This window comes from Pseudomonas japonica, from assembly GCF_013522925.1.
GTDB lineage: Bacteria > Pseudomonadota > Gammaproteobacteria > Pseudomonadales > Pseudomonadaceae > Aquipseudomonas > Aquipseudomonas japonica_A.
Genome location: NZ_JAAMQU010000003.1, coordinates 165,708 through 181,178, shown reverse-complemented (window position 1 = coordinate 181,178; position 15,471 = coordinate 165,708). Strand labels below are relative to the sequence as shown.

The window sequence follows — 15,471 nt, the reverse complement described above, 5'->3', positions numbered from 1 at the left end:
TCAGCCCTCTTCTTCGCTGTCCAGCAGCACATCTTCCAGTGCCTGGCGGTAGTCGCCGGGTTGTTGCCACAGGCCGCGCTGCTGCGCCTCCAGCAGGCGCTCGGCCATGTCCCGCAACGCATGGGGGTTATGCTCGCGAAGGAAGTCGCGGTTTTGCGCGTCCAGCACGTACGCTTCGGCCAGCAACGCATATTGGTGGTCTTCGATCAGGCCGGTAGCCGCATCAAAGCCGAACAGGTTGTCCAGGGTAGCGGCCATTTCAAAGGCGCCCTTGTAGCCGTGGCGGCGCATGCCGTCGATCCACTTGGGGTTCACCGCCCGCGCCCGTACTACCCGGTTGAGGGCTTCCTTGAGCGTGCGAATGCGCGGTACGTCCGCCTGGCTGTGATCGCCATGGTAACTGGCGGCTTCGCGACCACTTTGTTGATGCACCGCCGCGAGCATGCCGCCCTGGAATTGGTAGTAATCGTTGGAATCGAGCAGGTCGTGTTCGGTGTTGTCCTGGTTTTGCAGCACCGCCTCCACCTGGCCAAGGCGGCGGGCCAGTTCCGTGCGCGCGGGGGCGCCTTCATCGGCAGCGCCGTAGGCATAACCGGAGTGATTGAGGTATGCCTCGGCCAGATCGCCGCGGTCGGCCCATTGCCGGGACTCGATCACCCCTTGGACCCCGGCGCCGTAGGCCCCTGGCTTGGCACCGAATATTCGCCAGCCGGCCTGGCGCCGAGCCTCTTCGGCCTCGACACCATCGGCAAGCAGCTGCGCCTGCTCGCTGCGCACCCGCGCGGCGAGAGGGTTCATGTCTTCCGGCTCGTCCAGCGCCGCTACCGCCTGGACCGCAGCATCGAACAATCGAATGAGGTTGCCGAAGGCGTCACGGAAGAACCCCGACACACGCAAGGTGACGTCCACCCGGGGCCGATCCAGCAGGCTGAGCGGCAATATCTCGAAATCGTCCACCCGCTGGCTGCCGGTGGCCCAGACCGGGCGTACACCGAGCAGGGCCATGGCCTGAGCAATGTCGTCACCACCCGTGCGCATCGTCGCGGTGCCCCAGACGGAAAGCCCGAGTGCACGCAAGTGATCGCCGTGGTCCTGCAAGTGGCGCTCGAGCACCAGGTTGGCCGAGGCGAAGCCCAGTCGCCAGGCCGTGGGGGTAGGCAGGTTGCGTACGTCCACGCTGTAGAAGTTACGGCCGGTGGGCAGTACATCCAGGCGCCCCCGGCTGGGCGCGCCGCTAGGGCCGGGTTCGACAAAGCGGCCTTCAAGCGCGGCCAGCAGGCTGCCAGTTTCCGCCGGGCCGCAGGCGTCCAGCGCGGGCGCTACCTTGGCAAGCAGCCCCTCGACAATGGCTGCAACACCCTCCCACTCTGCCCCTGCCGGGCACGCCCAGCGTCCATTCAAGGCGCTTTCCACAAGCTGAGCGCCAAGCAGTTCAAGGCGCTCGCGGGTATCGCCATGGGTGCGCCAGAGGCCGGCCTCTACATCAACCAGAAGGCGTGGGCGAGGGCCTTGCCAAGGGTCGCCGAATACGCAGTCGAGCGGATCGAAGCCCAGGCGAAGGGCCGTGGCGAGCGCCCTTGGCAGGCTGGCCTCGGCGCCCTTGCCTGCCCCACGCGGTACACGTAACAACGCGCACAGGGTGTCGATGCGCAGGCGCCCCGCAGGGGACTCACCGAACACGTGCAAGCCGTCGCGGATCTGCGATTCCTTCAGGTCACACAAGTAGGTGTCCAGGCGCGGCAACCAGGTATCGGCATCGCTCAAGGCCGCATCGCTCAGGCTCAGTTCTCGGTCCAGCTGGGTGGCGCGCACCAGCGCCAGTATTTCCCCCTGCAGCTCCAGCGCGCGACGGCGGTCCAGCAACTGAGCGTCATAGTATTCGTCCGCCAGCCGCTCCAGGTCCCGTAGCGGCCCGTAGCTCTCAGCGCGGGTGAGCGGTGGCATCAGGTGGTCGATGATCACCGCTTGGGTGCGACGCTTGGCCTGGGCACCCTCGCCCGGGTCATTGACAATGAACGGGTAGATATTCGGCAGCGGGCCGAGCAGCGCGTCCGGCCAGCAACTGGCGGAGAGGCCTACGCCCTTGCCCGGCAGCCATTCCAGGTTGCCATGCTTGCCTACGTGAATGACGGCATGGGCCCCATACGTCAGCCGCAGCCAGAAGTAGAAGGCAAGGTAGCCGTGCGGGGGCGCCAGGTCCGGGTCGTGGTACACCGCGCTGGCATCAAGTTGGTAGCCCCTGGCTGGCTGAATGCCGACGAAGGTTTCGCCGAACCGCAGACCGGCGATCATCAGCCGCCCGCTACGGAACATCGGGTCGGCGTCGGGTGCGCCCCAGCGATCGGTCACGGCCTGTTGGCAGGCTTCAGGCAGGCTCAGAAACGCCTCGGTGTACGCGCCCAGTTCAAGGCTTTGCGCGCAAGGGCGGGCGTCAAGGTGCTCCAAGTCATTGCTCACACCGCCCAGCAGCGCCTGAATCAGCGCGGTGCCGGTCTCCGGCAACTGGCTTACGGCATACCCCTGCCCCTGCATCGCGCGAAGGATATTCAAGGCAGCTGCGGGGGTATCGAGGCCTACGCCATTGCCGATGCGGCCGTCCCGCGTAGGGTAATTGGCAAGTATCAACGCCACGCGTTTGCCCTGCGCAGGTGTGCGGCCCAAGGCAATCCAGCGAGCCGCCAGCTGCGCCACGAATGCCATACGCTCGGGGTGCGCGCGGTAGCACACCACGTCACTCTGGCTGCGCTCGCTGCGCCAGGCCAGGTCCTTGAAACTGATCGGCCGGCTTATGATGCGCCCGTCCAATTCGGGCAATGCCACATGCATGGCGAGGTCCCGCGGGCCCAGGCCCTGAGGGCTCGCTTCCCACATGGGCTGGTTATCCTGGGCACAAATGGCCTGAATCACCGGTACGTCGCGGCGCAACGGGCGTTGCCGAGGGGCATCGGGGCTGGCCAGCGCGAAGCCTGTGGTATTGATCACCAACGCTGCCTGGGCTTCATCCATCCAGGCTTCAAGCTGCGCGAGGCATTCGGCTTCCTTCAGGCTGGCCACCGCCACCGGCATCGGGTTCAACCCCGCCGTGACAAGCACGTCACAGAAGGCATCGATGAACGCCGTATTGGCGGCCTGCAGGTGCGAGCGGTAAAACACCACCGGCACCACAGGGGCGCCGGGCTGCCAGCAGCTCTGCCACTGCTCGAGGTTTGTGGTGCCGGATACCGGGTGATACAGGCTCACTCGGGGCAGCGGCGCGGGCGGTTGCCATGGCAGGGGCTGCGCCAGTGCCTGAGGGAAAAATTGTGCTGCGAGGTAGGCATACAGCGAGCGGGCGTTACCCATGCCACCTTGGCGCAGGTACTGCCAGATGCTTTGGGCGACTTCGGCCGTTACGGAACTCAGCGCACCCAGCTCCGGGTCTGGCCGGTCGTCCCCGGGCACCGCGACAATCAGCACGCCCTGTTCCGCCAGCTGCGCCAGCTGCTCAACGCCGTAGCGCCAATAGCCCACGCCGCCATGCAGCGACAACACGATCACTTTTGCGTGCCGCAGCACCTGATCCACATACAGGTCCACCGAGGCGTGGTTCTGAACCTGCATCGGGTTGGCCAGGCGCACGCTCGGGTAGTCACCCGGCAGGCCGTTTGCCGCTTCGGCCAGCAGGGCCAGATGGGAATCGCCGCTGCACAGGATCACCAGTTCGGCCGGGCTCTGGCCCAGATCGGCAATGCTGTCGTCCGGAACGAAACCGCCGGGCTGGGTGCGTAGCAGGTGCATCGGTCAGCCGCGCAACGCTTGGGTCAGTTCATCGCGCAGCACGGCACCGTCCAGCGCCTGGCCGATCAATACCAACCGGCTCACCCGGGCCTCGTCCGCGGCCCATGGCCGGTCGAAATGCCGATCGAACCGGCTGCCCACGCCCTGCACCAGCAAGCGCATGGGTTTGCCGGGGATGGCGGCAAAGCCTTTCACCCTGAGTACGTCGTGCCGCTGAACCACGCTGTCGAGCGCCGCCATCAATGCAGCTTCTGGCGCTTCCGGCAACTCGACCCAGATGGAATCGAAGGCGTCATGGTCGTGGTCCGCTTCTTCGCCATCATGGTGCTGATCATGGTGGGTAACGCGGCCATCGATGTGCACTTCGGATTCGGCGCCCAGGCCCAGCAGTACCGCCAACGGAAGCTGCCCGGCACTGGCTTCGACCACTTTCACCGCGGCGGGCAGTTCTTCGCTCACCTCGGCACGCACGCGTTCAAGGCCAGCGGCGTCGATCAGGTCGACCTTGTTCAGGATCACCAAGTCGGCACTGGCCAGTTGGTCTTCGAACAGCTCGTGCAGTGGGGATTCGTGGTCCAGGTTCGGGTCCTGCCGGCGCTGCGCGTCCACAGCGTCAGGGAAAGCGGCGAAGGTACCGGCTGCCACTGCGGGTGCGTCGACTACCGTAATTACCGCGTCCACCGTGCATGCGTTGCGAATCTCTGGCCACTGGAAGGCCTGCACCAGCGGCTTGGGCAGCGCCAGGCCGCTGGTTTCGATCAGGATGTGGTCCAGGGTGCCGCGGCGCTGTACCAGTTCGCGCATCACCGGGAAGAACTCTTCTTGCACGGTGCAGCACAGGCAACCGTTGGCCAGCTCGAACACGCGCCCTACGGCCTCTTCTTCGGTGCAGCCGATGCTGCACTGCTTGAGCAGGTCGCCATCGATGCCCAGCTCGCCGAACTCGTTCACGATCACCGCAATGCGCCGGCCTTCGGCGTTATCGAGAATGTGACGAAGCAGCGTGGTTTTACCGGACCCAAGGAAGCCGGTAACGATGGTAACGGGGAGCTTGCTGAGCGTTTTCATGGGTGGCCCTGGCACTGTGGCGGGCAGGCGCGAAGGCACCGCAGGCGGCGCCTGGGCAGGTTCGCACCGGATCACCCCGCCCGGTTGAAAAAAGGATCGGCACGAGGCAGGTCTCCTGGCTTGCGGCGCCCCGGGCAATATGCCCAATGGCGGCCTGGCGCCTTCCCGCCCCGAAGGCAGTGGCATTGGCCAGGCTTTACCGCTCACAGTTGCGGGGGCAGCCGCGGCTTGTTACCGCGTTCCCATCTTAGCTTCAGCAGGCATTGCCCCTGGAAGCACCTCGAGGGGGCAAGCCTACGCAGTGCCGGCCCACAGGTCAATCCGCGCTGGGGCAGGCGCCGGGGTTGAACGTTGTTTGCCGTGGCAGCCCGAAGGCCTTGTCGAACACCCATTGAAACCCGTAGGCATAAATGAAGAAGAAGGCAAACAGCCCTACATTAGTGAGGAAAGCGGTGATCAGGTCGACGCCTAGGCCGTAGGCCATTACCGGGGTGAGAATGGCCGTAAGGCCACCTTCGAAGCCCACCGCATGCAGCAGCCGCCTGAAGGGCGTACGTGCGTGCCAGCCCCTACGGCGCTCGAACCCCTCAAACAGATGGTTGAACAGCATGTTCCAGCCCAGCGCAACGGTGCTGATTACTATCGACAGCACGGTGGAGTGTCCCATCCCCTGGCCGAACAGCAGGGCCAGCGCCGGTGCCACGAATATCAGAGCGCCCGCTTCGTAGAGCACCGCCTGGACGATTTTGCGTTTCGCGCCTTGCATGGTCAAAACTCCCTTGAACGTGCGCGCAGCTTCGATGGTTGAGCCCGGCGGTGCAAGCAAGTAGATTTGACCCACCCCTAATGAGGCTAAACCCGGTGTTTGCCCACCTTCCTCTCACCGCCCTGCGCGGTTTTGAATCCGCCGCCCGGCTCGGCAGCTTCGCCGCCGCCGGGGAAGAGCTGTCGGTCACCCCGGCGGCCATTTCCCATCAGGTCAAATCCCTGGAGCAGTGGCTGGGCACCTTACTGTTCGAGCGCACCGGCCAAGGGGTTCGGCTGAGCGATGCGGGCAAGCGGCTGCATACGGGCCTTCATCAGGCGTTTGTTGGCCTCAACGGCGCCGTGCTACCGCTGCTGCCGGATGAAGCCACCAACACCTTGGTAATCACCACCACCCCAGCCTTCGCCAGCTTGTGGCTGATCCCACGCCTGGGCGACTTCTACGCACGCTGCCCACACTTGAACGTGCGCGTGGAAACGGCCGAGGCGCTGACCGACCTGGCCCGGGATGCTTCAGTGCACTTGGCTATTCGGGCGACCTTCAATGCCGAGCCGGACCTGTACCAGGTCACGCTATTCGAAGAGCACTTCGCGGTGTATACCCCGCACGGTTGGTCGCCGTCGGTCGCCCAGGCCCCGGTGCTGATCGACATGCCGTGGGCCAGCAGCGTGCCGGGTACGCCCGACTGGCCCCAATGGTGCGCCATGGCCCAGCACCAGCACTGGCTGTCACGGCCCGGGCGGCGCTCCTATGCCGATGAACAGCACGGGCTGCTGGCGGCCATCTCCGGCCACGGCCTGGTGCTGGCCAGCGACGTGCTGGTGGCTGACAGCGTGAGCAAGGGTTTGCTGCAGCCGTACCTGCCGCACCTGCGGCTGCCTGCCGCTACGTATCGGCTCAGCTGCTTGCCAGGGCGCGAGCGGTTGCCGGCCGTGCGGATGTTCATGGATTGGGCCTTGGAAACAGCCGGCGCGTAGGGGGCGGTCAAGGCCGCGAACGGTTCACCGACGTCGCCGGGTCTACAAGGGTGTGGCCCGAAATTTTTTGAATAACCTGAATCACTGGCAATGATAGTTACCTTCGAACCATTCGATTCGTCGATGGTCGCGCGTGTCGCCAGAATCCGTCCATCCTGATAAACATAATGGGCGGGCTTCTCATGGAACAGTCATTCAAACCCTTGCATTACCCCGTGGCCGTGCTGGCGCTCGCTGTGCTCACCGCCTGCGGCAAAGCGCCTGAAACCGCTCAAGCACCGCAGGCCCCCAAGGTAAGCGTTGCCGAAGTGCTGGATCAGCCGGTGAATGAATGGGACGAGTTCACTGGCCGCCTCGAGGCACCAGAAACCGTACAGATCCGCCCGCGCGTATCGGGCCAGATCGACACCGTGGCATTTACCGAGGGCGCCCTGGTGAAAAAGGGCGACCTGCTGTTCCAGATCGACCCGCGGCCATTCCAGGCCGAGGTGCACCGCCTGGAAGCCCAGCTGCAACAAGCCCGCGCCAATGCCGCCAACAGTGAGAACGAAGCCAGCCGTGGCGAACGCCTGCGCAGCGCCAATGCCATCTCTGCAGAGCTGGCGGACGGCCGCAACAGTGCGGCACTCGCCGCCCGCGCCGGGGTGGCCGCGATCCAGGCCCAACTGGACCTCGCCCGCCTCAACCTGAGCTTTACCCGTGTCACCGCGCCCATCAGTGGCCGCGTGGGCCGGGCCGAGATCACTGCCGGCAACCTGGTGAGCGCCGACAGCAGCCTGCTCACCAGCGTAGTGTCCACCGACAAGGTGTATGCCTACTTCGACGCCGACGAGCGTGCTTTCCTCAAATACACCCAGCTCACCCGCGATGGCCGGGTAAGCAGCGCGGCACCGGTGTACATGGGGCTGTCCAACGAGGACGGCAACAGCCACTTGGGCCAGCTGAACTTCCTCGACAACCAGGTGAACCCGCAAACCGGCACCATTCGTGGCCGCGCCGTGTTCGACAACAGCGATGGACAGTACACCCCGGGCCTGTATGCACGGCTCAAGCTGGTAGGCAGTGGCGTGTATGAAGCCGTGCTGATCAAGGATGAAGCCGTAGGCACCGACCTGGGCAAGAAGTTCGTGCTGGTAATGGACAAGGACAACAAGGCGACTTACCGCTCCGTCGAACTTGGCCCGAAACTCGAAGGCCTGCGCATTGTGCGAGGTGGCCTGGCCAAGGGCGACCGCATTGTAGTCAATGGCCTGCAGCGCGTGCGCCCAGGCTCCACGGTCGACCCACAAACCGTGCCCATGGCCAGCAGTGAAACCCTCGCCGCGCTCGCCAGCCAGCGCCAGGCGCTGGAAGCGAATAACCGGCCCGCCAACGCTCCCCAACAGAAACTGGCAAGCACCGCCAGCCCACGCGGCTAAAGGATCAGCGCCATGACGTTTTCCGATTTCTTCATCAAACGGCCGATCTTCGCCGCCGTGCTCTCGTTGCTGATTCTGATCGGCGGGGCGATCTCGCTGTTCCAGCTGCCCATCAGTGAATACCCCGAGGTTGTACCGCCTACCGTGGTGGTACGGGCCAACTTCCCGGGCGCCAACCCCAAGGTAATCGGCGAAACCGTTGCTTCCCCGTTGGAGCAGGCCATCACCGGCGTCGAGAACATGCTGTACATGAGCTCCCAGGCCACCGCCGATGGCAAGCTCACGCTGACGATCACCTTCGCCTTGGGCACTGACCTGGACAACGCCCAGGTACAGGTGCAAAACCGTGTGACCCGTACCGAGCCCAAGTTGCCTGAAGAGGTGACCCGCATCGGTATCACGGTGGACAAGGCGTCACCCGACCTCACCATGGTGGTGCACCTTACCTCGCCCGATCAGCGCTACGACATGCTGTACCTGTCCAACTATGCGGTGCTGAACATCAAGGACGAGCTCGCTCGTCTCAACGGTGTGGGCGACGTGCAGCTGTTCGGCATGGGCGATTACTCGCTGCGCGTATGGCTGGACCCGAACAAGACCGCGTCGCGCAACCTCACCGCCACTGACGTAGTGAATGCCATCCGCGAGCAGAACCGCCAGGTCGCGGCCGGCCAGCTCGGCGCACCGCCCGCCCCCAATGCCAGCAGCTTCCAGCTGTCGATCAACACCCAGGGCCGACTGGTCAGCGAGGAGGAATTCCAGAACATCATCATTCGCGCCGGCGCCGACGGCCAGATCACCCGCCTCAAAGACATCGCTCGGGTGGAGCTGGGCTCCAGCCAGTACGCCCTGCGCTCGCTGCTCAACAACCAGCCTGCCGTGGCAATCCCGATCTTCCAGCGCCCTGGCTCGAATGCGATCGACATTTCAAACCAGGTGCGCAACCGGATGCAGGAACTCAAGCAGAGCTTCCCGGAAGGCATGGACTACAGCATTGTGTACGACCCCACGATCTTCGTGCGTGGCTCGATCGAAGCGGTGGTACACACCCTGTTCGAGGCACTGATCCTGGTGGTGCTGGTGGTGGTGCTGTTCCTGCAAACCTGGCGCGCATCGATCATTCCTCTCGCCGCTGTGCCGGTGTCGCTGATCGGTACCTTCGCCGTGATGCACATGTTCGGCTTCTCACTCAACGCGCTCTCCCTGTTCGGCCTGGTGTTGGCCATCGGGATCGTGGTGGACGACGCCATCGTGGTGGTGGAGAACGTGGAGCGGAACATTGAACTGGGCCTGGACCCTATGGCCGCGACTCACCGCGCCATGACAGAAGTGACGGGGCCGATCATCGCCACGGCGCTTGTGCTGTGCGCGGTATTCGTACCGGCTGCATTCATCTCGGGCCTCACGGGGCAGTTCTACAAGCAGTTCGCACTCACCATTGCGATTTCCACGGTGATCTCGGCCTTCAACTCGCTCACCCTCTCGCCCGCCTTGGCCGCAGTGTTGCTCAAGGGCCACGACGCACCCAAAGACCGATTCTCGCGGGTGCTGGACAAGCTGTTCGGGGCCTGGCTGTTCCGCCCGTTCAACCGCCTGTTCGAGAAGGCCAGCCATGGCTACGTCGGCACCGTGCGCCGGGTGATTCGCGGCAGTGGTATCGCCTTGCTGGTGTACGCGGGCTTTATCGTGCTCACCTGGTTCGGCTTCGCCAATACGCCGACCGGCTTCGTGCCCCAGCAGGACAAGCAATACCTGGTGGCTTTCGCCCAGCTGCCGGATGCGGCCAGCCTGGACCGCACCGAAGCGGTGATCAAGCGCATGTCCACCATGGCGATGGAGCAACCGGGCGTGGCCAACGCGATCGCCTTCCCGGGCCTGTCCATCAACGGCTTCACCAACAGCCCCAACAGCGGCGTGGTGTTCGTTGCCCTCAAGGACTTCGACGAGCGCAAGGACCCCAGCGAATCCGCCAGTGCCATCGCCGGCGCCCTCAACGGTAAATTCGCCGGCATCGAGGAAGCCTACATGGCGATCTTCCCGCCGCCGCCTGTACAGGGGCTGGGCACGATCGGCGGGTTCAGGGTGCAAGTGGAAGACCGTGGCAACCTGGGCTATGACGAGCTGTTCAAGGAAACCCAGAACATCATCGCCAAGAGCCACAACGTGCCGGAGCTGGCTGCGCTGTTCACCAGCTACACCGTGAACGTACCGCAGGTAGACGCCAACATCGACCGCGACAAGGCCAAGACCCACGGCGTGGCTATCAGTGACATCTTCGACACGCTGCAGGTGTACCTGGGTTCGCTGTATGCCAACGACTTCAACCGCTTTGGCCGTACCTACCAGGTAAACGTGCAGGCCGATCAACGCTTCCGCCTGGACGCCGAGCAGATCGGCCAGTTGAAGGTGCGCAACGACCGCGGCGAGATGATCCCGCTGGCCACGTTGATCAAGGTGGAAAATTCCGCCGGGCCAGACCGCGTGATGCACTACAACGGCTTTGTGACCGCTGAGATCAACGGTGCCGCCGCACCGGGGTACAGCTCTGGCCAGGCCCAGGCCGCGATGGAAAAACTGCTGCGCACCGAGCTTCCCAATGGCATGAGTTACGAGTGGACCGAGCTGACCTACCAGCAGATCCTTTCGGGCAACACGGCGCTGTTTGTGTTCCCGCTGTGCGTGCTGTTGGCCTTCCTGGTGCTGGCGGCTCAGTACGAAAGCTGGAGCCTGCCATTGGCGGTGATCCTGATCGTGCCCATGACGCTATTGTCGGCCATTGCCGGGGTAATCATTGCGGGCAGCGACAACAACATCTTTACCCAGATCGGGTTGATCGTACTCGTGGGGCTGGCATGCAAGAACGCGATCCTGATCGTGGAGTTCGCCAAGGATAAACAGCTCGAAGGGCTGGACCCGCTCGCCGCGGTACTGGAGGCCTGCCGGTTGCGCCTACGGCCGATCCTGATGACCTCGTTTGCCTTCATCATGGGCGTGGTACCCCTGGTGTTCTCCACTGGCGCTGGCGCTGAAATGCGCCATGCCATGGGTGTTGCGGTGTTCTCCGGCATGCTTGGCGTAACGTTCTTCGGCCTGCTGCTCACCCCAGTGTTCTTCTTCCTGATTCGCCGATTCGTGGAGCGCCGCCAAGCCGCGCGCGCATCGGCCAATTCCCCTGCTCGCCTGGAGGCGCAGCCATGACCGCTTTGTTCCGTTTCGCCCCGGCGTTATTGACGCTTGCCTTGGCCGGGTGTGTGGTTGGCCCTGATTACAAGGCGCCGCAGCCTGCGCCAGCGGCGCTCAGCGAAGCGCAGGGCCAGGGCAACGCGCAGTACGACCGTTCACGTTTCGAGAGCCTGTGGTGGCAGCAGTTCGACGACCCGGCCCTCAATCAGCTGGTGCACGAAGCACTGGCCGGCAACCGCGACCTGCGCGTGGCGTTTTCCCGGGTGAAAGCGGCGCGAGCGATTCGCGACGACGTGGCCAACGATGATCTACCGGTGGTGACCAGCCGCGCCAGCAGCGAAGTGGGCCGCGCCCAGGTGCCCGGGCAAACCGACCACCGGGTGAACCTTGAGCGCTATGACCTGGGCCTGGACATGGCGTGGGAGGTCGACCTGTTCGGCCGTATCCAGCGCCAGTTGGAAGCCAGTGATGCGCAGGAAGGCGCAGCGCAAGCGCAGCTCCAGCAGTTGCAGGTGACGATGATTGCTGACCTGGTAGATGCCTATGGGCAGCTCCGTGGCGCCCAGCTGCGCGAGCGGATTGCCCGGGACAACCTGAGCAATCAGGAAGCCTCTCGCGGGATCACCGTGCAGCTGCGTGACCTTGGCGTTGGCGACGCCTTCGACGTGGTGCGGGCCGATGGCCGGCTTGCGGGGGTAGAAGCCAGTATTCCGCTCCTCCAGGCCGAACAGGCCAGGGCACGCCACCGGATCGCTACCCTACTGGGGCAGCGCCCCGACGCGCTGAGTATTGACCTGTCACCCAAGCCCTTGCCGGCGATCGCCAAGGCGTTGCCCATCGGTGACCCGGGCGAGCTGCTACAGCGGCGCCCTGACGTCCGCGCGGCTGAACGCCAATTGGCGGCTGCAACGGCGGATATTGGCGTGGCCACTGCAGATCTGTTTCCACGGGTGAGCTTGACGGGCTTTTTAGGCTTTACCGCCGGGCGTGGCTCGCAAATCGGCTCGGCCGCCGCTCAGGCGTGGAGCCTGGCGCCAAGCATCAACTGGGCAGCGTTCGACCTGGGCAGCGTGCGGGCGCGCATCAGAGGCGCCAACGCCGATGCGGAAGGCGCGCTGGCGACCTACGAGCAGCAGGTATTGCTGGCACTGGAAGAATCGGAAAACGCCTTCAGCGACTACGGCAAGCGCCAGCAGCGGCTGGTGTCACTGATTCGCCAGAGCGAAGCGAGCCGCACCGCGGCCGACCTTGCTCGCGTGCGCTATCGCGAAGGCACTGCAGACTACCTGGTGCTGCTCGACGCCGAGCGTGAACGGCTGAGTGCCGAGGACCAACAAGCTCAAGGCGAAGTAGACCTGTACCACGGGATCGTGGCGATCTATAAGGCGCTAGGGGGCGGGCTGGGCACCGGCGGCGAGCAAGGCCTGGCGACACGCTGACAGTAGGGCGCCCCCTACTCCGCAGGACGGGGGCGCTACACCTTGAAGTGCTTAAATCGGGGTTTTCTGGTGGTGGTTGTCGAGTGGCGCGCCGCGGTGGCCACCTGCAATACGCTTGGCTTCGTCGATGGCAAACTTCAGCACTTCGGCGGCCGGCCCCGGATCGTTTTCGCGCATCTTGGTCACGTGGCGCAATTCCTTGCCATCGCTGTCGAGCACGCGAACGTCCGATTCGTATTTATCAGCTGCCAGTTGCCTCACCAACACGTGAATGCTTGTGCCGTTGGCGAGGGTTTCTGTGTGTTCCCGCGGCGAGTGGTCGCTACCTAGCCAATCCTCGTTTTCGTGTCCATGTGCCATGTTGCTTCCCCTATTGCCTGGGTTTCGGTGGTGTATGGACAAAAGACACACCACAGGGGCCATTGGTTCATTAGGCCAAGGGCGCGGGTACCGGTGCTGCCAGGGCCAGGCGCAGTTTCTGCGTGAGCTCCTCCTCCCGGAAAGGCTTCTGCACGATCAAGTACTGACCATCATCCAGGCCACCCACTTCCGCATAACCGGTAATGAAGACCACGGGAAGGTGCGGGTATCGCTTGCGGGCCTCGCGGGCGAGCTCGGCACCGTTTGCGCCTGGCATCGCATAATCGGTAAGCAGCAAGTCCACCTCGTCGTCCAGTTGCTCCAGCGCCCGGGCAGCACCGTCGGCCTCTACCACGCTGTAGCCCAGCGCATCAAGCAACAAAGCCGTGACCTGACGTACGTTAGGGTCATCGTCGACCAGCAGTATGCGATGGCGAAGCCCATCGGGCGGCAGCAGGGCCTCGGTGGGCCCGTCCGGCGTCAGCTCCAGGCTCGGTGCTCGCATCCCGGGGAGGTACACCTTAACGGCCGTGCCCTCGCCCTCCGCGGTTTCGATCGCAACGCCCCCACCCGACTGCTTGGCAAAGCCGAACACCTGAGCCAGGCCCAGCCCAGAGCCCTTGCCCACATCCTTGGTGGTGAAGAATGGCTCGAAGGCCTTGGCCAGTACTTCCGGTGGCATGCCGCAACCGGAGTCGCGAATGGTAAGCACCACATAATCACCCACGTCCGGATCTTCCGGCCGGCTTGGCGGCCGGGTCACGGTTTCGTTGGCCGTGGTCAGGCGAAGCGTCCCCCCATTGGGCATGGCATCACGGGCGTTGATTGCCAGGTTGAGGATGATCATTTCGGTCTGGGTGGCGTCCACCAGCGCATTCCACAGGCCGGGTGCCTTTTCAGTCTGAATCCAGATGCTACCGCCCAAGGTGCGCTGCAGCAGGTCGAGCATGCCAGACACTGTGTCGTTCAAGCTGACTGCGGCGGGCTCAAGACGTTGTCGGCGCGAGAACGCGAGCAACTGGCTGGTGAGACGGGCGCCACGCTCGGCGGCTTCCTGAATACTGTGCAAACGGCTCTCGAAGCGGGCGTAGTTGCCCCTGGCCAGGTCGCGGATAAGAAAATTGGCGCTCGCCAGGATTACCGTCAGGAGGTTGTTGAAGTCATGCGCGACGCCGGCGGTCAGCTGCCCCACCGCTTCAAGGCGCTGCATCTGCTGCAGCGCCGCTTCGATCCGTTCGCGCTCGCGGATCTGCTCGCGCAGCCGCTCGTTGGTGGCGGCGAGTTCGTCGAGCACCGCCCGCTCGCTGGTGATGTCCCGGGCCACGGCGTACATCATTCCCTGGTCGGGGACGATGGTCCAGGACAGCCAGCGGTACGCGCCATCAGCATGGCGCATGCGGTTCACGAAGCGGCTGGAAACGATACCCTCGGCCACGTCTTCCACTTCACGGCTGGTAGCCGCGAGGTCGTCCGGATGCACCAGCCCCCACAACCCCATATGCGCGAGCTCGGCGCGGGGCCAGCCTAACGTGGCCTCCCAGGCAGGGTTGAGGGCAGCTGGCTGCATGTCGAAGTGAAGTACTGCCAGCAGCTCCCGGGACAACTCCCACGTGCGGTCCCGTTCCCGGGTGCGTTTCTGTACCCGGTCGCCCAACAGGTCGTTAAGCCGTTCAAGGGATTCCGTCGCCTCTTTCTGGCTGGTGATGTCTTGCAGCACCCCACTGAACCGCACGCACTGGCCATCTACAAAACTGGAACGGCCGCTGCTGGAAAACCACCGTTCGGCGCCGCTGGGCAGGCGCACCCGATATTCCACCTGATAGCCGTGGTCGGCCCCGGCGGCCAGGGCGGCCTCCACGCGCTCGCGGACACGAGGCCTGTCGTGGGGCACGATGGTGGAATAAAACAACTCCAGTGTCACCGGCGCGCCGGCGGGCACTTCGTACATCACCCGCATGCGCTCGTCCCAGTTAAGCACGCCGGTCTGCGGGTTGAGCTCCCACGTGCCCATGCGCGCTGCCTCGATGGCGATACGGGCGCGTGACTCAGCTTCGTGGAGGTTGCGCTCGGCCAGTTCCCGCTGACGCCGCTCATGCACCTCCGCCATCGCGCGTTTCACGGCGGCGGGCAGCAATGGCAGGCTCTGCTTGAGCACGTAGTCCGTAGCGCCTTGGCGCATCATCTTGACGGCGTGCTCTTCGCCGAACACCCCGGAAATGAATATAAGCGGCACCGAGGGTGCTTTTTCTCTGGCGATCGCCAGCACCTGCTCGCCGGATGAACCGGGCAGCACCACGTCGCTCAAAATCAGGTCGAACGTATGTGCATCCAGCAGGCGCGCCACGTCGCGATGGTGATACGCCAGGTGCGGTTCAAGCCGCAACCCGCTGCGCTCAAGGGCGAACAGCGTCAGTTCGGCATCGCGATTGCTGTCTTCGATCAGCAACAGCTTGAGGGGCGCTGGGTTGGGCACGGGCAGGTAA

The 15,471-nt window shown here is 64.3% G+C and carries 9 protein-coding genes and 1 riboswitch; of the genes, 4 read left to right on the top strand and 5 right to left on the bottom strand.

Features of this window, described 5'->3' with window-relative positions; all coding sequences use genetic code 11:
• The 3 genes from cobN to G7016_RS05955 all read right to left on the bottom strand — a co-directional run bounded on the left by cobN (position 1) and on the right by G7016_RS05955 (position 5,611).
• On the bottom strand, positions 1 to 3,777 hold the full coding sequence (gene cobN / locus G7016_RS05965) for a cobaltochelatase subunit CobN (RefSeq protein WP_181111923.1): 3,777 nt from the start codon (positions 3,775 to 3,777) through the stop codon (positions 1 to 3).
• Between the two features lie 3 nt (positions 3,778 to 3,780).
• Complete coding sequence (gene cobW, locus G7016_RS05960; protein ID WP_181111922.1) at positions 3,781 to 4,845, bottom strand: cobalamin biosynthesis protein CobW; 1,065 nt, start codon at positions 4,843 to 4,845, stop codon at positions 3,781 to 3,783.
• A gap of 88 nt (positions 4,846 to 4,933) precedes the next feature.
• Positions 4,934 to 5,143: riboswitch (cobalamin riboswitch) on the bottom strand.
• Between the two features lie 18 nt (positions 5,144 to 5,161).
• Positions 5,162 to 5,611 (bottom strand): PACE efflux transporter, encoded by a 450-nt coding sequence (locus G7016_RS05955; RefSeq protein ID WP_181111921.1) that lies wholly within the window; start codon positions 5,609 to 5,611, stop codon positions 5,162 to 5,164.
• Between the two features lie 95 nt (positions 5,612 to 5,706).
• On the opposite strand from G7016_RS05955, the gene G7016_RS05950 reads away from it, so the two are divergent.
• From G7016_RS05950 to G7016_RS05935, 4 genes are all read left to right on the top strand, one after another.
• Positions 5,707 to 6,588 (top strand): LysR substrate-binding domain-containing protein, encoded by an 882-nt coding sequence (locus tag G7016_RS05950; protein ID WP_181111920.1) that lies wholly within the window; start codon positions 5,707 to 5,709, stop codon positions 6,586 to 6,588.
• 182 nt (positions 6,589 to 6,770) lie between these two features.
• Complete coding sequence (mexE, locus tag G7016_RS05945) at positions 6,771 to 8,006, top strand: multidrug efflux RND transporter periplasmic adaptor subunit MexE (RefSeq protein WP_181111919.1); 1,236 nt, start codon at positions 6,771 to 6,773, stop codon at positions 8,004 to 8,006.
• A 12-nt stretch (positions 8,007 to 8,018) separates the two neighbouring features.
• Positions 8,019 to 11,204 carry an efflux RND transporter permease subunit gene (locus G7016_RS05940; protein WP_181111918.1) on the top strand — a complete coding sequence of 1,062 codons (3,186 nt, stop codon included), beginning with the start codon at positions 8,019 to 8,021 and terminating at the stop codon, positions 11,202 to 11,204.
• A complete protein-coding gene (locus G7016_RS05935; RefSeq protein ID WP_181111917.1) occupies positions 11,201 to 12,628 on the top strand; it encodes an efflux transporter outer membrane subunit in 1,428 nt (475 codons plus the stop codon). The genes G7016_RS05940 and G7016_RS05935 overlap by 4 nt, the downstream gene beginning before the upstream one ends.
• Positions 12,629 to 12,679: 51 nt before the next feature.
• Here the strand turns inward: G7016_RS05935 and G7016_RS05930 are convergent, their stop codons facing one another.
• The gene (locus tag G7016_RS05930) at positions 12,680 to 12,988 is read right to left on the bottom strand and encodes a hypothetical protein (protein WP_181111916.1); all 309 of its coding nucleotides are present in this window, start codon (positions 12,986 to 12,988) and stop codon (positions 12,680 to 12,682) included.
• Between the two features lie 70 nt (positions 12,989 to 13,058).
• Positions 13,059 to 15,461 carry a response regulator gene (locus G7016_RS05925; RefSeq protein WP_181111915.1) on the bottom strand — a complete coding sequence of 801 codons (2,403 nt, stop codon included), beginning with the start codon at positions 15,459 to 15,461 and terminating at the stop codon, positions 13,059 to 13,061.
• Positions 15,462 to 15,471 lie beyond the last annotated feature (10 nt).

Excerpts from the sequence above, each read along its gene's own strand:
- G7016_RS05930 (WP_181111916.1), bottom strand. The coding sequence starts at position 12,988 with ATGGCACATGGACACGAAAACGAGGATTGGCTAGGTAGCGACCACTCG.
- G7016_RS05935 (WP_181111917.1), top strand. The coding sequence starts at position 11,201 with ATGACCGCTTTGTTCCGTTTCGCCCCGGCGTTATTGACGCTTGCCTTG.
- cobW (WP_181111922.1), bottom strand. The coding sequence starts at position 4,845 with ATGAAAACGCTCAGCAAGCTCCCCGTTACCATCGTTACCGGCTTCCTT.
- cobN (WP_181111923.1), bottom strand. The coding sequence starts at position 3,777 with ATGCACCTGCTACGCACCCAGCCCGGCGGTTTCGTTCCGGACGACAGC.
- G7016_RS05955 (WP_181111921.1), bottom strand. The coding sequence starts at position 5,611 with ATGCAAGGCGCGAAACGCAAAATCGTCCAGGCGGTGCTCTACGAAGCG.
- mexE (WP_181111919.1), top strand. The coding sequence starts at position 6,771 with ATGGAACAGTCATTCAAACCCTTGCATTACCCCGTGGCCGTGCTGGCG.
- G7016_RS05940 (WP_181111918.1), top strand. The coding sequence starts at position 8,019 with ATGACGTTTTCCGATTTCTTCATCAAACGGCCGATCTTCGCCGCCGTG.